At 43.0% G+C, this 15793-nt stretch carries 14 protein-coding genes; 10 read left to right on the forward strand and 4 right to left on the reverse strand.

Translation table 11 applies throughout. The features are described from left to right. Positions 1 to 269: 269 nt before the first annotated feature. The 3 genes from rsmG to ACFOSV_RS03500 are packed head-to-tail and all read right to left on the reverse strand — an operon-like array spanning position 270 to position 2655. On the reverse strand, positions 270 to 914 hold the full coding sequence (rsmG, locus tag ACFOSV_RS03490) for a 16S rRNA (guanine(527)-N(7))-methyltransferase RsmG (protein WP_377903436.1): 645 nt from the start codon (positions 912 to 914) through the stop codon (positions 270 to 272). Further along, a complete protein-coding gene (locus ACFOSV_RS03495; RefSeq protein ID WP_377903438.1) occupies positions 914 to 1525 on the reverse strand; it encodes an RNA polymerase sigma factor in 612 nt (203 codons plus the stop codon). The genes rsmG and ACFOSV_RS03495 overlap by 1 nt, the downstream gene beginning before the upstream one ends. Then, complete coding sequence (locus ACFOSV_RS03500) at positions 1516 to 2655, reverse strand: glycosyltransferase (RefSeq protein ID WP_377903440.1); 1140 nt, start codon at positions 2653 to 2655, stop codon at positions 1516 to 1518. Before ACFOSV_RS03500 ends, ACFOSV_RS03495 begins: the two co-directional genes overlap by 10 nt. A 93-nt stretch (positions 2656 to 2748) precedes the next feature. On the opposite strand from ACFOSV_RS03500, the gene tgt reads away from it, so the two are divergent. The 3 genes from tgt to ACFOSV_RS03515 are packed head-to-tail and all read left to right on the forward strand — an operon-like array spanning position 2749 to position 5862. Beyond that, positions 2749 to 3879: a tRNA guanosine(34) transglycosylase Tgt gene (gene tgt, locus ACFOSV_RS03505; RefSeq protein ID WP_377903442.1), complete on the forward strand. Its 1131-nt coding sequence runs from the start codon at positions 2749 to 2751 to the stop codon at positions 3877 to 3879. Continuing rightward, on the forward strand, positions 3880 to 4953 hold the full coding sequence (locus ACFOSV_RS03510; protein WP_377903444.1) for an LptF/LptG family permease: 1074 nt from the start codon (positions 3880 to 3882) through the stop codon (positions 4951 to 4953). It begins immediately after the preceding gene. After that, positions 4954 to 5862 (forward strand): DMT family transporter, encoded by a 909-nt coding sequence (locus ACFOSV_RS03515; RefSeq protein ID WP_377903446.1) that lies wholly within the window; start codon positions 4954 to 4956, stop codon positions 5860 to 5862. A 53-nt stretch (positions 5863 to 5915) separates the two neighbouring features. Here ACFOSV_RS03515 and ispE read toward each other — a convergent pair whose 3' ends face one another. Then, on the reverse strand, positions 5916 to 6728 hold the full coding sequence (gene ispE / locus ACFOSV_RS03520) for a 4-(cytidine 5'-diphospho)-2-C-methyl-D-erythritol kinase (protein WP_377903448.1): 813 nt from the start codon (positions 6726 to 6728) through the stop codon (positions 5916 to 5918). Positions 6729 to 7254: 526 nt separating this feature from the next. Here ispE and ilvD point away from each other — a divergent pair. Genes ilvD through leuD form a run of 7 tightly spaced genes read left to right on the forward strand, consistent with a single transcriptional unit; the run spans position 7255 to position 15773 of the window. Beyond that, the gene (ilvD, locus tag ACFOSV_RS03525) at positions 7255 to 8934 is read left to right on the forward strand and encodes a dihydroxy-acid dehydratase (protein ID WP_377903451.1); all 1680 of its coding nucleotides are present in this window, start codon (positions 7255 to 7257) and stop codon (positions 8932 to 8934) included. Between the two features lie 4 nt (positions 8935 to 8938). Further along, positions 8939 to 10633: a biosynthetic-type acetolactate synthase large subunit gene (gene ilvB / locus ACFOSV_RS03530; RefSeq protein ID WP_377903453.1), complete on the forward strand. Its 1695-nt coding sequence runs from the start codon at positions 8939 to 8941 to the stop codon at positions 10631 to 10633. Positions 10634 to 10639: 6 nt separating this feature from the next. Next, positions 10640 to 11146, forward strand: a complete 507-nt coding sequence (gene ilvN, locus ACFOSV_RS03535; protein WP_377903455.1) for an acetolactate synthase small subunit — start codon at positions 10640 to 10642, stop codon at positions 11144 to 11146. 37 nt (positions 11147 to 11183) lie between these two features. Continuing rightward, entirely contained in the window at positions 11184 to 12227 is a 1044-nt protein-coding gene (gene ilvC / locus ACFOSV_RS03540; RefSeq protein WP_377903457.1) for a ketol-acid reductoisomerase, read from the forward strand. 11 nt (positions 12228 to 12238) lie between these two features. After that, positions 12239 to 13747, forward strand: a complete 1509-nt coding sequence (locus tag ACFOSV_RS03545; RefSeq protein WP_377903459.1) for a 2-isopropylmalate synthase — start codon at positions 12239 to 12241, stop codon at positions 13745 to 13747. A gap of 2 nt (positions 13748 to 13749) precedes the next feature. Next, positions 13750 to 15156, forward strand: a complete 1407-nt coding sequence (gene leuC, locus ACFOSV_RS03550; protein WP_377903461.1) for a 3-isopropylmalate dehydratase large subunit — start codon at positions 13750 to 13752, stop codon at positions 15154 to 15156. Positions 15157 to 15182: 26 nt separating this feature from the next. After that, complete coding sequence (gene leuD / locus ACFOSV_RS03555; protein WP_377903463.1) at positions 15183 to 15773, forward strand: 3-isopropylmalate dehydratase small subunit; 591 nt, start codon at positions 15183 to 15185, stop codon at positions 15771 to 15773. Positions 15774 to 15793: the final 20 nt, after the last annotated feature.

The following is a 15793-nucleotide window of genomic DNA, read 5'->3' on the forward strand; positions in this document are numbered from 1 at the left end:
CTTATCTTCTAAAGCTACTAGGTTCACCGGCGCTAATTGTCTGGAAAAAATTTGATCCTTTTTATGAGAATTTATGGTGAGCTCAGGCTCAAAGCTTTGGCAAAATACAGGGCTTTTTGGATGAAGATTTGTTAGTGTGTTTAGCAAGTATTGAATTGGTGGCTTGACGGTCTATTCCAAAACCAATAAATGTAAATTTTTCAATGGATTTGTTTTATTGTCCAGTCAGTTTTTAACTTTCTAAGTTTATGCCTCAGCCTTAAATCTCTCTATCTTTTATCCTCCCAAGGCATATAAATCACCTTTTTGGTCTCAAAAAAATCTTCCTTGAAATAGTCATCCAGATGATACACGACATAGGACTTGTCTAGCTCCTCCATTTCTTCGTCCACTTCGCCACCCTTGAGATACAGGATGCCATTTTGGAATTCATTGAAGTCCTCGCGTTTGATTTTTCCTTTCACCCATGGATAAAAATTGATCATTCGCGTCACAGCCCTACTGATCACGAAGTCATACTTCCTCACAAGTTCCTCTGCACGGGCTTGTTGAGCCTCTACATTGGGAAGTTTTAAGGTTCTGGTTACATCTTTTACCACGGTGATTTTCTTACCAATAGAATCCACCAAGTGGAAGTGAGTATCCGGAAAAAGGATCGCTAGAGGAATTCCTGGGAACCCTCCACCGGTGCCGATATCTAAGATTATTGTGCCTGGCTGAAAGCTGATGACTTTGGCAATACCTAGGGAATGAAGCACGTGTCGGGTGTAAAATTGCTCCATATCCTTTCGGCTGATCACATTGATCTTAGAGTTCCAGTCCTCATACAATTCCTGCAATTGATCAAATTGAATCAATTGCTTTTCAGTCAATTCTGGGAAATAGGACTGAATCAGTTGGGTTCCTGAGTTCATTAGATATGTTTTTCTTTGCCGGAGGCAATCTCAAAAAGAAGTTCTCTAGACCGGTGAAGCTGTGCTTTTACAGTACCAAGAGGTTTCTCAAGTTCTTGGGCGATTTCCTCATACGATAGTTCATCAAAATACCTCAGCTTCACCAGCGTCCTGTATTTCGCAGGTAATTTGTCCACAAAAATTCTCACCATCTCAATTCGTTGCGAGCGGATGAATTCATCTTGAGGATTGTTATCGTCGTCTTCCACATCTATAGTTACCGAGTTCCCTCCATCATCTGTCATGGTGGTATTTAGGCTCATGGTTTTGAGCTTTTTCTTTCGGATAAAATCAATGGTGTTATTGGTGGCGATGCGAAAAAGCCATGTAGAAAAAGTATAATCTTTTTTGAATCGGTGAAGGTTTTTGAAAGCTTTGGCAAAAGCCTCCATCGTCAGATCCTCTGCATCATCAGCATCTCTGATCATCTTAAGAATCATGAAGTAAACGGCTTTTTTATAGCGTTTCATGAGCATTGCGTAGGCCTGCTGGTCCTTTTCAATGACAGCCTGATCAATCAGAGTAAAATCCTGAAGGGCTTTTTTCGAGAAATCACGTTGGTTTACTTCCATTTAATCGTTTTTGCCTGGTGCGAGACTGAACCTAATACCCAAAAGTAACCTAAATACAGAAAATCATGTAACCAGGTCATTTTAGTGGGACTGAAGCCTTGAATTTTCTTTCCTCCAATATGGAACATAAAAGTTAAGAGTAAAGTCCTTGAAAGAATAATACCGAAAACGACGAAAAATTGTTCCCAATTTTGCATTAGTCCAGAATAAATCAGCAATCCTATCCCTCCAATCCAAAATAGCGCATGGGAAAATGCATAAAAACCAATTTTTTGCTTGTCTTCAGCTCGGTAGTATTTCCCTGCGTGTAGATGCCTTTTCTTTTGGGTCAAGTAGGATTTTCGATCTGTTTTGGGTTCAGAGATCATATTTGCCTCTGGATCGATCACTAGTGCACTATTTTTTCCTGTGGCGTATTGATTTACAAATAAGTCATCGTCACCGCCTTCGATATGCCACAGACCTTTAAACGCTTTTACCTCAATGAAAAAGCTCCGTCTATAACAAAGGTTTCTTCCAATACCCATAAATGGCGCTCTCCAAAGCCCAAATGAAAGATAGAAATAAGCTGTAAGTAGTGTCTCAAATTGGATCCAACTATTCAGGAAGCCAGGCTTCTGTTCATAACCCGAGTAACCAATGGCGAAAGTTTTTTTCTTTTCACGCAGTGGAGCAGTCATTAGCTTAATCCAATTTTTACTTTCGGGCACGCAATCGGCATCCGTCAATAGAATTATGTCGTTTCTAGTCACTTTGATTCCCAAGGTCAAGGCGTACTTTTTTGCAGTGACATGGTTCGGGGTGTAAGCCACGGTCACAGTCCTGAGTTTGGGATAGATTACCATCAATTCCTGGAGCAATTCGTGGGTACCATCCGTGGATCTATCATCGATGATGAGCACTTCAAAATTTTCGTAATCCTGCTCAAAAAGGATGGGGATTAGCTTTTCAAGTCGCTGTGCTTCGTTGTGAGCGGCGATAGTGACAGTGACTCCTTCAGTGTTTTGAGAACTGGATTTTGACTCGCTTTTTTTCTTGAAAAAGGCCAGTCGAGAAAAAATAAATAAAAGGTAAATCGCCTGAATGAACAGACCGATTCCGAATACCAACCAAAATAAAAATAGCTCCATAGTGCTCCTTGCCCTGCAAATATAAAATCAATTCAAGCATTGGTTTAAGAATAAGCGTATATTTTTGTACAACCTTTTTTTAGGGCAGTAAAAATGAAATTTACCCTTACCCAAAACGACAGTAAATCCAAGGCACGGGCTGGACTGGTAGAGACTGATCATGGTACGATCGAGACGCCTATCTTCATGCCGGTGGGTACCGCAGGTACTGTGAAAGCCGTTCATCAGCGTGAATTGGATACTGATATTCAAGCTCAGATTATCCTTGGCAATACCTATCACCTTTATCTCCGACCAGGATTGGAGATTTTGGAAAAAGCCGGTGGTCTCCACAAATTCAATGGCTGGGAAAAACCGATTTTGACCGATAGTGGAGGTTATCAGGTTTTTTCTCTTGCTGGGACTCGAAAGATTAAGGAAGACGGGGTAATGTTTAAGTCTCATATTGATGGGTCTAAGCATCATTTCACGCCTGAAAATGTGATGGATATCCAGCGAAGTATTGGAGCTGATATCATCATGGCCTTTGACGAGTGTACACCGTATCCATGTGAGTTTAGCTACGCCAGAAATTCGATGGAAATGACCCATCGCTGGTTGAAGCGCTGCATAGACAGGTTTGATTCGACTGAAGGAAAATACGGATATAGCCAAACCTTATTTCCGATTGTTCAAGGGAGCGTTTATCCAGATTTGCGCAAGCAGTCAGCCGAGTTTATTGCCTCATGTGATCGAGAAGGCAATGCCATTGGAGGACTGTCTGTGGGTGAGCCAGCAGAGATGATGTATGAGATGACTGAACAGGTTGCGGATATTTTGCCTTCGGATAAGCCGCGATACCTGATGGGTGTAGGTACGCCCGCCAATATTCTCGAATGCATCGCACTTGGAGTGGATATGTTTGACTGCGTGATGCCTACGCGCAATGCGAGGAATGGAATGCTCTTCACCTCGGAGGGCATTATTAATATCCGGAATGAAAAATGGAAGGATGATTTTTCACCAATCGATCCAGCTATTGCCGGCTATGTAAGCACATTTTATTCCAGAGCCTATGTTCGCCACTTGACGATCAGCAAGGAGATTCTTGCGGCGCAGATCGCCAGTGTTCATAATCTGAGTTTTTATCTTTGGCTAGTAAAGGAGGCGCGAAAACACATCATTGCAGGTGATTTTTCCGTCTGGAAAGATCAAATGGTCAAAAAAGTAAGTACTCGATTGTAAATGAAGCTACTGGACAAACTCATCATTAAGGATTTTCTAAAAACCTACTTTTTTGTGGTGGTGATGTTGGTGCTTATTGTTTTGGTGCTTGACTTTACCGAGAAAAATGATGCATACATCCGTAATTCGGTTCCAACAGCGGAAGTATTGAAATACATGGGTAATTACGGATTGTATCTCAACAATTTACTTACACCCATTACTGTATTTATATCTGTTATTTTCATCACTTCCAAAATGGCAGGTCGTACCGAAATCATCGCGATTCTGAGCAGCGGGATCAGCTTTATGAGGTTATTGCGTCCGTTTATTTTTGCGGCGATCATGATCGGAGCTGCGAGCTTTCTGCTCAATGGCTGGGTGCTACCACAGGCTACTGGGGGAGTGACTCGATTTAAAGCAGTGTATTTAGACAAGGGAAAGACTGACTCTGAAACCAATGTGCATATCAAGGTTGGGGAAAATTCATACGCTTACCTCAATCGCTTTTACAAAAACAACAATCTAGGCTATACTTTCACTCTAGAAACAATCGAGGACGGGAAACTTTTAGAAAAACTTTCATCAGATCGCATCGAATGGGATACTGCCAAAAACGTTTGGACACTCAAAAACTGGCGCTTGAGGCAGCTGAAAGAAGACGGTGAAATTTATACCGTCGGAGAAGAGATGGATACTACATTGTCGATTTCTCCAGATGATTTTGAGCTCCCAGTTAATCATCATGAGACCTTGAAGCTTCCGGAGTTATCTCGTCAAATCAAGGTTTTGGAAGCTAGGGGAGCAGACAACGTCAGCTTTTATAAAATCGAGCATTATGTTCGTTTTATGTCTCCCTTCGCAGCCATAATTCTGACTTTTATTGGAGTGATCATGTCGGCTAGGAAGACTCGTGGAGGTTCGGGATTTCAGATTGCTATGGGCTTTTTGCTCGCTTTCGTATATATCATTCTTTTCATCCTGTCAAGGACTTTTGCCGAAAACGGTGCAGAGTATCCGATTTTCGCGGTTTGGCTTCCAAATATCATTTTTGCCCTCACAGGTTTGGTCTTGTATAAAACTGTTCCACGATAGATGACAGCATCCATTAAAGACTACTTGATGCTTCATTTCATCGTGTTGATTTGGGGTTTCACTGCCATTTTGGGATTGTTGATAAGTCTTCCGGCCATCGAATTGGTTTTTTATCGGACTTTGATTGCATCCCTTGGAATTGCTGGCCTTTTTCTATTAAAAAAGAGGTCGCTTCTAATACCATTACCAGAGATGATCCGTGTGGTATCCATAGGTTTTGTAATTGCGATTCATTGGATTTTGTTCTTTTGGTCAGCACAGGTGTCAACCGCCTCAGTTTGTCTGGCAGGAATGGCTACCACTTCACTTTGGACTGCATTTGTCGAGCCCATATTCAACCGAACCAAAATCAAATGGTATGAAGTTGCCTTGGGTTTGATGGTGATTTCTGGATTGCTGGTGATATTCAGTTTTGAGGGAGGCTATTGGCTAGGTTTAAGTATGGCTTTGGGTTCTGCTTTTTTGGCTGCAGTTTTTTCTGTTCTCAATGGGCGCTTGGCGCATAAGCATTCTCCTTATCAAATTACTTTTTATGAAATGGCCGGAGCCTGCATTGCCTCGGCTGTTTTCATGCCATTTTACTCTTATTTTTTAGCGGAAGATGGGCTGAAAATGAATTGGGAAGGATATGACTGGTTTTGGCTGTTTATTTTAGGAGGGATCTGTACTGTATATGCTTTCTCCGTTTCGGTAGAACTCATGAAGCGATTGTCGGTTTTTTCCATCAATCTCACGATCAATTTGGAACCAGTTTATGGGATTGTTTTGGCGGTATTGATTTTCGGTGAAAGTGAAAAAATGACCCCTCAGTTTTACCTTGGAACGGCTATTATTCTGGTTTCGGTGTTGGCCTATCCAGTCTTGAATTATTGGAATAAAAGAAGGAAACCAGTCAGGCCTCTGGGTTGATGAATTTTTTAAGCATCCTAGATTGCGGGACAAAAATTTTCACTGAATAGGAGTTAGTCCATTTGACATTCAAACACGAATAGTTTTCTATCCCATTTCAAATTCTCTGGCTTTTTCTCAAATATTCCAAAAACGCTGGACCCTGAACCGGACATGGCGGCATAAAATGCCCCAGCATCATAGAGTTGGTATTTGATTTGTTCGATTTCTGGATGATTGGGAAATATGCTTGCTTCGAAATCATTTACAAGCCTGTCTTTCCAAAGACCTCTATCGGCTAAAGTCTCGGGTAAGTCATACATGGGCTGGCGTGGAGTGACCCCAGCATATGCTTCTTTGGTACCGATATGGATCCCAGGATTGATCAAAACTAAATGGCTACCTTTTAGATCCACATCTATTTCCTCCAAAATTTCTCCTCTCCCGCGAGCAATTTTGGGTGTGTTTTCGATGAAAAAAGCACAGTCGCTACCCAACTGAGCGGCATATTCTTCTAGAAAAAAATCATCGAGATGCAGTTCAAAAAGACTATTCATTAGTTTAAGCGCAAAAGCAGCATCCGCTGACCCTCCTCCCAATCCAGCACCCATGGGAATATTTTTATGCAAATGAATTGAGGGAAAAGGAATCTGAGGGAAATCTTTTTTCAACAAATAATAGGCTTTACAAACCAAATTATCTTCAGGCATACCGGGGATTTGGAGCCCGGAACTATTCCACTCAAGCTTTTTATTCGAAGGGATCATTTCCAGCGCATCTAAAAGGGGCACAGGGATCATACAGCTCTCAATATCATGGTAGCCATCTTTTCGCTTAGAAAGAATACTAAGTCCTAGGTTTATCTTGGCGTTTGGGAAGGTGATCATTTCAGTGGTTTTACCTTTTTCAAAATTAGTAATAAAGCAGCCCTTTGGTAATTGGTGAGAATTTTACAATTCCGTAATTCTTCACCAATTAATTGAATGAAGTTATATGAATGTTGATTTTTTTTGAAGAAACGGAAAAAAATATTGATCCTGTTTGAATTTTATTGAAATCAGTACAAAATTTTGAAAAGAGAATTATCTAACAAATCATACTTGGTCTACACTACTATATCATGATTCGTAAGGAATAAAATTTTGCTAAAATTAATTTAATCAATCGTAAAAATTTGTATTTATCGATTTATGTAAAATTAAATATTGTATCTCTCAGATAGTAGTTTTAAGTTTAGGGCATCAATTGAAAGTTGAGAAGCCCAAAACCTATAAAACAATGTATCCAAACGTCATTCTTGTTGACCTGATTATCCTCTTTGGACTTTAATCCGAGGCACAAGAAGACTATATAACAATACTAAATCTTAAGTGCCTCAGATTGAATGAGGCACTTTTTTTTATACCCAGACCTATGAATCTCAAAAAATACAGTTGGGAAATAAGCGATAACGATGAGCATCCAGCGGGCAAGGCCATGCTTTATGCCACTGGCTTATCGGATAAAAAAATGAAGCAACCCTTTGTTGGTGTTGCCAGCTGCGGGTACGAAAGTAATCCCTGCAATATGCACCTCAATGACTTTGCCGGTCTGATCAAGGAGTCGTCTCAAGATTCGGGTCTGACCGGTTTAGTTTTTAATACCATAGGTATTTCCGACGGTACTTCTATGGGGACCATGGGAATGCGTTACTCCTTGGTTTCGAGAGAGATTATTGCAGACTCGATTGAGTCATTCATTCTTGGTCATTCCTTCGATGCTTGCATCGCGGTGGCTGGTTGTGATAAAAATATGCCAGGAGCTATTATGGGGATGTTGCGCATCGATCGCCCCTCTATTATGGTTTACGGTGGCACGATTGCCTCCGGAGAATATAAAGGTGAAAAACTCAATATCGTGTCGGCTTTTGAGGCCTTCGGAAAACGGGTTAATGGAAATATATCGGATGAGGATTACGATGGAGTGATTCGAAATGCATGTCCAGGCGCGGGAGCTTGTGGAGGAATGTACACAGCCAACACCATGTCGTCCGCCGCGGAGGCCATGGGAATTTCCCTCCCTTATTCTGCATCCTACCCTGCCAATTCTCCTGAAAAATTACAAGAATGCCGGGAGGTAAGTAAATACATGCGCATTCTTCTCGAAAAGGATATTAAGCCTAGTGACATCATTACGCGCAAGAGCTTGGAAAATGCGGTTCGCGTGATTGTGGCTTTGGGAGGAAGTACTAATGCAGTTCTTCACATTTTGGCCATCGCCAGAACAGCAAACATTGACTTTACTTTAGAAGATTTTAAGGCCATCAATGCAACGACTCCGTTGTTGGGGGATTTCAAACCATCGGGGAAATTTCTTATGGAGGATCTCCATGAGCAGGGTGGGTTGCCGGCGTTTATGAAGTATTTTTTAGACAAAGGATTTTTGCACGGAGACTGCCTCACAGTGACTGGCAAGACCTTGGCAGAAAACTTAGCCGAAATCACTCCCATTACTCCATCAGTGGTGAATATCATTCATCCGATTGAGAGTCCATTAAAGCCGGAAGGCCACTTGTGTATTTTGTCAGGAAACGTTGCGCCCGAGGGAGCTGTTGCCAAAATCACAGGTAAAGAGGGGAGATCATTTAGTGGCAAAGCTATAGTTTTTGATTCTGAGCAAGAAGCGAACGATGCCATTCGAGAGCATAAAGTGAAACCGGGCCACGTAGTAGTAATTCGAAATGTCGGTCCAAAAGGAGCTCCTGGAATGCCAGAAATGTTGAAACCCACTTCGATGATCATAGGCGCAGGTCTCGGGTCTGATGTTGCATTGATTACTGATGGTAGATTTTCAGGTGGAACCCATGGCTTCGTAGTGGGCCATGTCACTCCTGAAGCATTTAATGGAGGCCCCATTGGCCTTTTGAAGGATGGAGATGAGATCACCATCGATGCGGATAAGCTTGAAGTATCCACCAATGTGACTGAATCCGAATTTGCCGACAGGCGAAAATCATGGAAGCAGAAAAGCACAGCTGGACTTCAAGGCACCCTTAAAAAATACAATAAACTAGTCTCCACAGCCTCTGAAGGTTGTGTGACCGATAAATTCTAGAGCCATGAAAGATTCCATGATCCGAGGCGCAGATATTGTTGTTCGATCACTGATCGAAGAAAATGCCGAAATTATCTTCGGGTATCCAGGTGGAGCAATTATGCCTGTGTATGACGCGCTATATGATTATCATGATCGACTGAAACATGTACTCACTCGACATGAGCAGGGGGCGATTCATGCGGCTCAGGGGTATGCTCGTGTTTCTGGGAAAGTGGGAGTTTGCTTGGCGACTTCAGGGCCAGGTGCCACTAATCTAATTACGGGTCTGGCCGATGCTCAAATCGACAGTACTCCATTGGTCTGCATCACTGGACAAGTAGCCTCTCACTTGCTCGGTACAGATGCATTTCAGGAAACAGATGTAGTCGGAATCTCCATGCCTGGGACCAAGTGGAATATACAGGTGAGAAGAGTAGAGGATATTGCACCGGCGATCGCAAAGGCTTTTTATATCGCTAGATCGGGTAGACCAGGTCCGGTTTTGATAGATATTACAAAGGATGCTCAAGTGGCTTTTGGCGATTGGTCTTATCAGAAATGTGAAGGTTTCAGGTCCTACAGACCACAGATTCCTGTAAGTCCTTCAGCAGTCCGTGAGGCGGCTTTCCTTATCAATACAGCAGAGCGACCTTATTTGCTTTTCGGGCAAGGGGTAGTTTTGGGTAGTGCAGAGAATGAACTGAAAGACTTTTTGGAAAAGACTGGTATTCCGGCAGCATCTACTTTGCTTGGGTCTGGGGCATTGCCAGAAGATCATCCAAATTATGTTGGAAAACTCGGTATGCATGGGAATTATGCACCCAACCTTTTGACGAATCAATGCGATGTATTGATCGCTGTAGGGATGCGCTTTGATGATCGGGTGACTGGTGATCTCAAACGTTATGCAAAACAGGCTAAGATAATTCATCTGGAACTCGATCCAGCTGAAATCAATAAGGTGGTGAGATGTGAGATTCCTGTCATTGGCAATGCCAAAGAAAGCCTCAAAATGCTCAAAGAGGCTTGTTCGGCTCAAAGTCACCCCGAGTGGATCGCAAAATTCAGAGCCTTGGAAGAGGAAGAAAAAGCTCAGGTCATTTTACCAGATCTCACCCCAACCAAAGCGGGGCTGACCATGGGTGAAGTGATTCATAATATCAATAGCTACAAAGCTGATGATGCGGTACTCGTAACTGACGTAGGACAGCATCAGATGGTGGCTTGGCGTTATTTTAATTATAAAAAGACTAGAACTCAAGTCACTTCTGGAGGACTTGGTACCATGGGATTTGCACTTCCAGCAGCACTTGGAGCACAACTTCATGACTATTCCCGGCAGGTCATCTGTGTGGTGGGAGATGGAGGCATTCAAATGACTATTCAAGAACTGGGCACCATCATGCAGACCAAAGCTCCAGTAAAAATCGTGCTCTTGAATAATAACTTCCTGGGTATGGTTAGGCAATGGCAGCAAATGTTCTTTGACAAGCGCTATTCCTTTACCGAATTGGATAATCCTGATTTTATAAAAATAGCAGAGGCCTATTCGATCAAAGCTCAGAAAGTTTCTGAGCGTAAAGATCTGCAAGAAGCCATTGAGGATATGCTTATCCATGATGGCCCATTTTTCTTAGAAGTGGTAGTAGAAAAAGAAGATAATGTGTTCCCGATGATTGCGACGGGCTGTTCAGTGGAGGAAGTAAGATTAAGCTAAAATTCTATGAAGAGGTATACCATATTTGTGATCACTGAAAATTTCATTGGAATCCTGAATCGGATTACGATCATTTTCACCCGAAGGGGAATCAATATCGATGCCTTGACTGCATCGGAAAGTAGCTTCCAAGGCGTACATCGGATCACTATTGAAGTCACAGCCACGGAAGACACAGTGATTCACTTGACCAAGCAGATTGAAAAAATTATCGACGTGATCAATGCCTTTTATCATGAGGATGATGGGGTGGTCTATCAAGAGATTGCTTTGTATAAAATCCCTGTTTCTAGACTAGATGCAGGCTTAGAAAAAATCATTCGTCAGCATCATGCTAAAATCATCGCTGCAGAACCTGAATTTGTGGTTTTGGAGCTTTCGGGCCATAAAGAGCAAACACAAGATTTGCTTGAGATTCTTCAGAGTTATGGCTTATTGGAGTTTGCGAGATCAGGCCGTGTGGCTGTCGCTCGAAGGATGTTGACCTTAGAAAAAATATTAACTCAGTACTAAAATAGAAAAGTATAGACCTATTTAATCGACGAAAAAGATGAAATTAAAATTCGGCTCAGTAGAAGAAAATGTAGTAACACGAGAGGAGTTTCCTCTAGAGAAAGCCCGCGAGGTGCTCAAAGACGAAGTAATTGCTGTTTTGGGATATGGTGTGCAAGGCCCAGGCCAGGCTCTCAACCTAAAAGATAATGGTTTTAATGTGATCGTAGGCCAAAGAAAAGGATCCAAAACTTGGGACAAGGCCATCGCGGATGGATGGGTTCCTGGAGAGACCCTTTTCGAATTAGAGGAGGCATGCCAGCGAGGTACTATTTTGCAATTCTTACTTTCAGATGCAGGGCAGATTGCCCTTTGGCCGATGGTCAAGAAACACCTCACCCCAGGGAAAGCACTTTATTTCTCTCACGGCTTTGGAATTACTTACAAAGAAAAGACAGGTATTATTCCTCCAGCAGATGTGGATGTGATTTTGGTGGCTCCAAAAGGATCTGGGACCTCACTTCGCAGAATGTTCGTTGAGGGCCGCGGACTAAACTCCTCCTATGCCATTTTCCAAGATGGTACAGGCAAAGCCAAAGATCGAGTAATCGCTTTGGGAATCGGAGTGGGCTCAGGTTATCTCTTCGAGACTGATTTTTATCGTGAGGTAACCTCCGATTTGACAGGAGAAAGAGGAACACTTATGGGAGCGATCCAAGGGATTTTTGCTGCGCAATATGAAGTACTTCGAGCGAATGGGCACTCTCCTTCAGAAGCATTCAACGAAACTGTGGAGGAATTGACACAATCTTTGATGCCTTTGGTAGCAGAGAATGGTATGGACTGGATGTACGCCAATTGCTCCACTACAGCACAAAGAGGTGCTTTGGATTGGTGGAAGCCTTTCCGAGATGCATCGAAACCAGTTTTTGAGGCGCTTTATGAATCTGTAAAGTCAGGGAAAGAAGCTCAAAAATCGATCGATTCGAATTCAAAAGCCGATTATCGAGAAAAGCTTGAGGCTGAATTGAAGGAATTGCGTGAATCAGAAATGTGGCAGGCAGGTGCTGTCGTCAGACAATTGAGGCCAGAAAACAATTAAATACTAAAATCATGAGTGATAAGCTATGGATATTTGATACGACACTTCGGGATGGCGAGCAAGTTCCGGGTTGTCAGCTGAATACGAGGGAAAAGATAATCGTGGCCAAGGCCCTTGAGGATCTTGGTGTGGATATCATTGAAGCGGGTTTCCCCATTTCTAGTCCAGGGGATTTTAATTCCGTAGTGGAGATTTCCAAAGCGGTAACTAACCCGATTATTTGTGCACTTTCCAGAGCAGTGGAGAAGGACATAGAGGTGGCCGCGGAGTCACTCAAGTATGCTAAAAAAGGCAGAATTCATACCGGAATTGGTGTTTCTCCTTATCACATTCAATATAAACTACGTTCTACTCCGGATGAGATTATCCGAAGGGGAGTTGCTGCGGTGAAATTCGCGCGTCGCTTCGTGGGCGATGTGGAATTTTACGCCGAAGATGCTGGAAGAGCGGAGCCTGATTTTCTCGCCAAAATCATCGAAGAGGTGATCAAAGCAGGGGCGACCGTTGTCAATATTCCAGACACGACAGGATATTGTCTTCCCGAGCAGTACGGAGGATATATTTCCCTTTTGAAAAACCGTGTACCGAACATCGATCAAGCGATCATTGCTACGCATTGCCATAATGATTTGGGAATGGCCACTGCCAATACCATCGCCGGTGTCCAACAAGGTGCCAGACAAGTGGAGGTGACTATCAATGGAATCGGTGAGCGAGCTGGAAATACTTCCATGGAGGAAGTAGTCATGGCGATCAAGTGTCACAAGTCTATTCCAGTGGATATTTCGATTGATACCCCAAAGATTTATGGCACAAGTCGTCTTGTTTCTAAGCTGATGAATATGCCCGTGCAGCCTAATAAGGCAATTGTGGGAAGAAATGCATTTGCACACTCATCGGGGATTCATCAGGATGGAGTACTTAAGCATCGCGAAAATTATGAGATCATCGATCCCAAAGATGTAGGGGTTGCAGAGTCCACCATTGTTTTGACAGCAAGGTCTGGCCGTGCGGCATTGAAGCATCATTTGGATGCTTTGGGAGTTGAGCTAGAAGGGGATGCACTTCGCGAAGTATATGAGGAGTTTTTACTCCTTGCGGACAAAAAGCGCGATATCGGCAGAAAGGATTTGATGGGTCTTGTTGGCAAGTTTGTAACTGACTCCAGCTTTATCGAATTAGAGAAGGTGTCCTATTCTTCCAATGGGACGGTTTCTGCAGACGTCACTTTGAAAGTGGGAGAGGAGACCCATTCCGCCCATGCAGAGGGAAATGGACCTGTGGATGCTGTGCTCAAGGCGATTGAAAAGTCAGTGGAGCCTCAGGTAGACTTAGAAGAATTCCTAATTCAGGCTATCACTCATGGCAGTGATGATGTGGCCAAGGTTCACATGAAAGTGATCAAAAATGACAAGCCTTACTTTGGTTTTGCCTCAAATTCAGATATCGTTTTGGCATCAGCACAAGCTTTTGTCGATGCATTAAATAAAATCCCGGTCAAAGAATATGCGACCGTTTAATTATGGAAAAGACTACTTTATTCGATAAAATCTGGGATGCTCACGTGGTGAAATCAGTCCCTGCTGGGCCGGATGTTTTCTTTATTGACAAACATTTTATCCACGAAGTAACCTCTCCGGTGGCATTTCTAAACCTCGAGACTAGAGGTATCGGAGTGAGATACCCAGAGCGAACCATCGCCACACCAGATCACAATGTGCCCACAATCAATCAGGAGCAAACCATCAAAGATCAGCTCTCGAGAATGCAGGTGCAAAAGCTAAGAGATAATTGCGCCAAATACGGAATTGAACTTCATGACCTAGGTTCGGCGCACCATGGAATTGTCCATGTGATTGGACCTGAGTTGGGAATTACTCAGCCTGGGATGACCATCGTTTGTGGGGATAGCCATACATCTACGCATGGGGCATTTGGTGCTATTGCCTTTGGTATTGGTACCTCGGAAGTGGAAATGGTCCTTGCTACTCAGTGCATCATGCAGTCTAAGGCCAAAAAGATGAGAATTACGGTCGATGGAGTGCTAGGAAAAGGTGTCACTTCAAAAGATATTATTCTGTACATCATCGCAAAAATCACTGCGGCTGGCGCTACTGGATACTTTGTGGAATATGCTGGTTCTGCGATCCAAAGCCTATCTATGGAGGCGCGAATGACCATTTGCAATATGTCAATTGAGATGGGAGCTCGTGGTGGATTAATTGCACCTGACGAAACCACCTTTGCTTATTTGAAAGGCAAGCGATATGCCCCTAAGGGTGAAGAATGGGACAAAGCTGTAGCGCATTGGAAAACACTAAAGACGGACGAAGGTGCTGAGTTTGATAAGGAATATCATTTTGACGCAGAGGATATCGAGCCAATGATCACTTACGGCACTAATCCTGGAATGGGGATCAAGGTGAAAGGAAATATTCCAACTACCGTTGGCATGGAGGGAAGTAATAAGACTTCCTATTTAAAATCCTTGGCCTATATGGGCTTCGAAGCTGGTGAACCTATCAGTGGGAAGCAAGTAGACTACGTATTTGTCGGGTCCTGTACGAATGGACGGATCGAAGATATTCGCGCTGTAGCCCAATTTGTCAAAGGCCATAAAAAAGCTGATAATATCACTGCTTGGATCGTTCCTGGATCTCGTGAGGTGGAAAAGTTGGCCCATGAGGAAGGTCTGGTGAAAATACTCGAAGAGGCAGGGTTTGAATTACGTCAACCGGGATGCTCGGCTTGCTTAGCAATGAATGATGACAAGATTCCAGCAGGAAAGTATGCTGTTTCTACTTCGAATAGAAACTTTGAAGGTCGCCAAGGGCCTGGAGCTCGGACCATGCTCGCATCTCCTCTGACTGTGGCTGCTGTGGCTGTTGCTGGTAAGATCGTGGACCCTCGAGATGTCTTCGAAAATTAACTTTCAATCTTTCAATTTGAAAAAAAATGGCTTACGATAAATTTACCTTACTCCAAAGCACAGCAGTTCCGCTTCCTACCGAGAATGTGGATACAGATCAGATTATTCCAGCAAGATTTCTGAAAGCAACCGAACGAAAAGGCTTTGGAGATAATCTTTTTCGGGATTGGAGATACGATGTAGAGGGGAATCCCAAAAAAGACTTTGTATTAAATGACGATACCTACTCAGGTAAAATTCTAGTTGCGGGTAAAAACTTTGGATCAGGATCTAGCCGAGAGCATGCAGTTTGGGCACTTTATGATTATGGTTTTAGAGCCGTGGTCTCGAGTTTTTTTGCAGATATCTTCAAAAATAATTGCCTGAATATCGGGGTGCTTCCAGTTACTGTTTCTGCCCCTTTTGCGGATAAATTACTGGATGCGATTACTCAAAACCCAGCCACCGAAATCGAAATTAATTTGGATGCGCAGCGAATCACATTGGTTTCAACAGGAGAATCTGAGTCGTTTGATATCAACGTATACAAAAAAGAAAACATGAAGCATGGTTTCGACGATATCGACTATTTGCTCAATATGTCTTCTGAAATCGACGCATTCGAAGCTAAGAGATAGAAAGAGGCAAGTCGCCAAGT

Origin of the sequence: Algoriphagus namhaensis (genome assembly GCF_042649705.1) — a bacterium.
In the GTDB taxonomy this organism is placed as follows: domain Bacteria; phylum Bacteroidota; class Bacteroidia; order Cytophagales; family Cyclobacteriaceae; genus Algoriphagus; species Algoriphagus namhaensis.

Excerpts from the sequence above, each read along its gene's own strand:
- rsmG (WP_377903436.1), bottom strand. The coding sequence starts at position 914 with ATGAACTCAGGAACCCAACTGATTCAGTCCTATTTCCCAGAATTGACT.
- ACFOSV_RS03495 (WP_377903438.1), bottom strand. The coding sequence starts at position 1,525 with ATGGAAGTAAACCAACGTGATTTCTCGAAAAAAGCCCTTCAGGATTTT.
- ACFOSV_RS03500 (WP_377903440.1), bottom strand. The coding sequence starts at position 2,655 with ATGGAGCTATTTTTATTTTGGTTGGTATTCGGAATCGGTCTGTTCATT.
- tgt (WP_377903442.1), top strand. The coding sequence starts at position 2,749 with ATGAAATTTACCCTTACCCAAAACGACAGTAAATCCAAGGCACGGGCT.
- ACFOSV_RS03510 (WP_377903444.1), top strand. The coding sequence starts at position 3,880 with ATGAAGCTACTGGACAAACTCATCATTAAGGATTTTCTAAAAACCTAC.
- ACFOSV_RS03515 (WP_377903446.1), top strand. The coding sequence starts at position 4,954 with ATGACAGCATCCATTAAAGACTACTTGATGCTTCATTTCATCGTGTTG.
- ispE (WP_377903448.1), bottom strand. The coding sequence starts at position 6,728 with ATGATCACCTTCCCAAACGCCAAGATAAACCTAGGACTTAGTATTCTT.
- ilvD (WP_377903451.1), top strand. The coding sequence starts at position 7,255 with ATGAATCTCAAAAAATACAGTTGGGAAATAAGCGATAACGATGAGCAT.
- ilvB (WP_377903453.1), top strand. The coding sequence starts at position 8,939 with ATGAAAGATTCCATGATCCGAGGCGCAGATATTGTTGTTCGATCACTG.
- ilvN (WP_377903455.1), top strand. The coding sequence starts at position 10,640 with ATGAAGAGGTATACCATATTTGTGATCACTGAAAATTTCATTGGAATC.
- ilvC (WP_377903457.1), top strand. The coding sequence starts at position 11,184 with ATGAAATTAAAATTCGGCTCAGTAGAAGAAAATGTAGTAACACGAGAG.
- ACFOSV_RS03545 (WP_377903459.1), top strand. The coding sequence starts at position 12,239 with ATGAGTGATAAGCTATGGATATTTGATACGACACTTCGGGATGGCGAG.
- leuC (WP_377903461.1), top strand. The coding sequence starts at position 13,750 with ATGGAAAAGACTACTTTATTCGATAAAATCTGGGATGCTCACGTGGTG.
- leuD (WP_377903463.1), top strand. The coding sequence starts at position 15,183 with ATGGCTTACGATAAATTTACCTTACTCCAAAGCACAGCAGTTCCGCTT.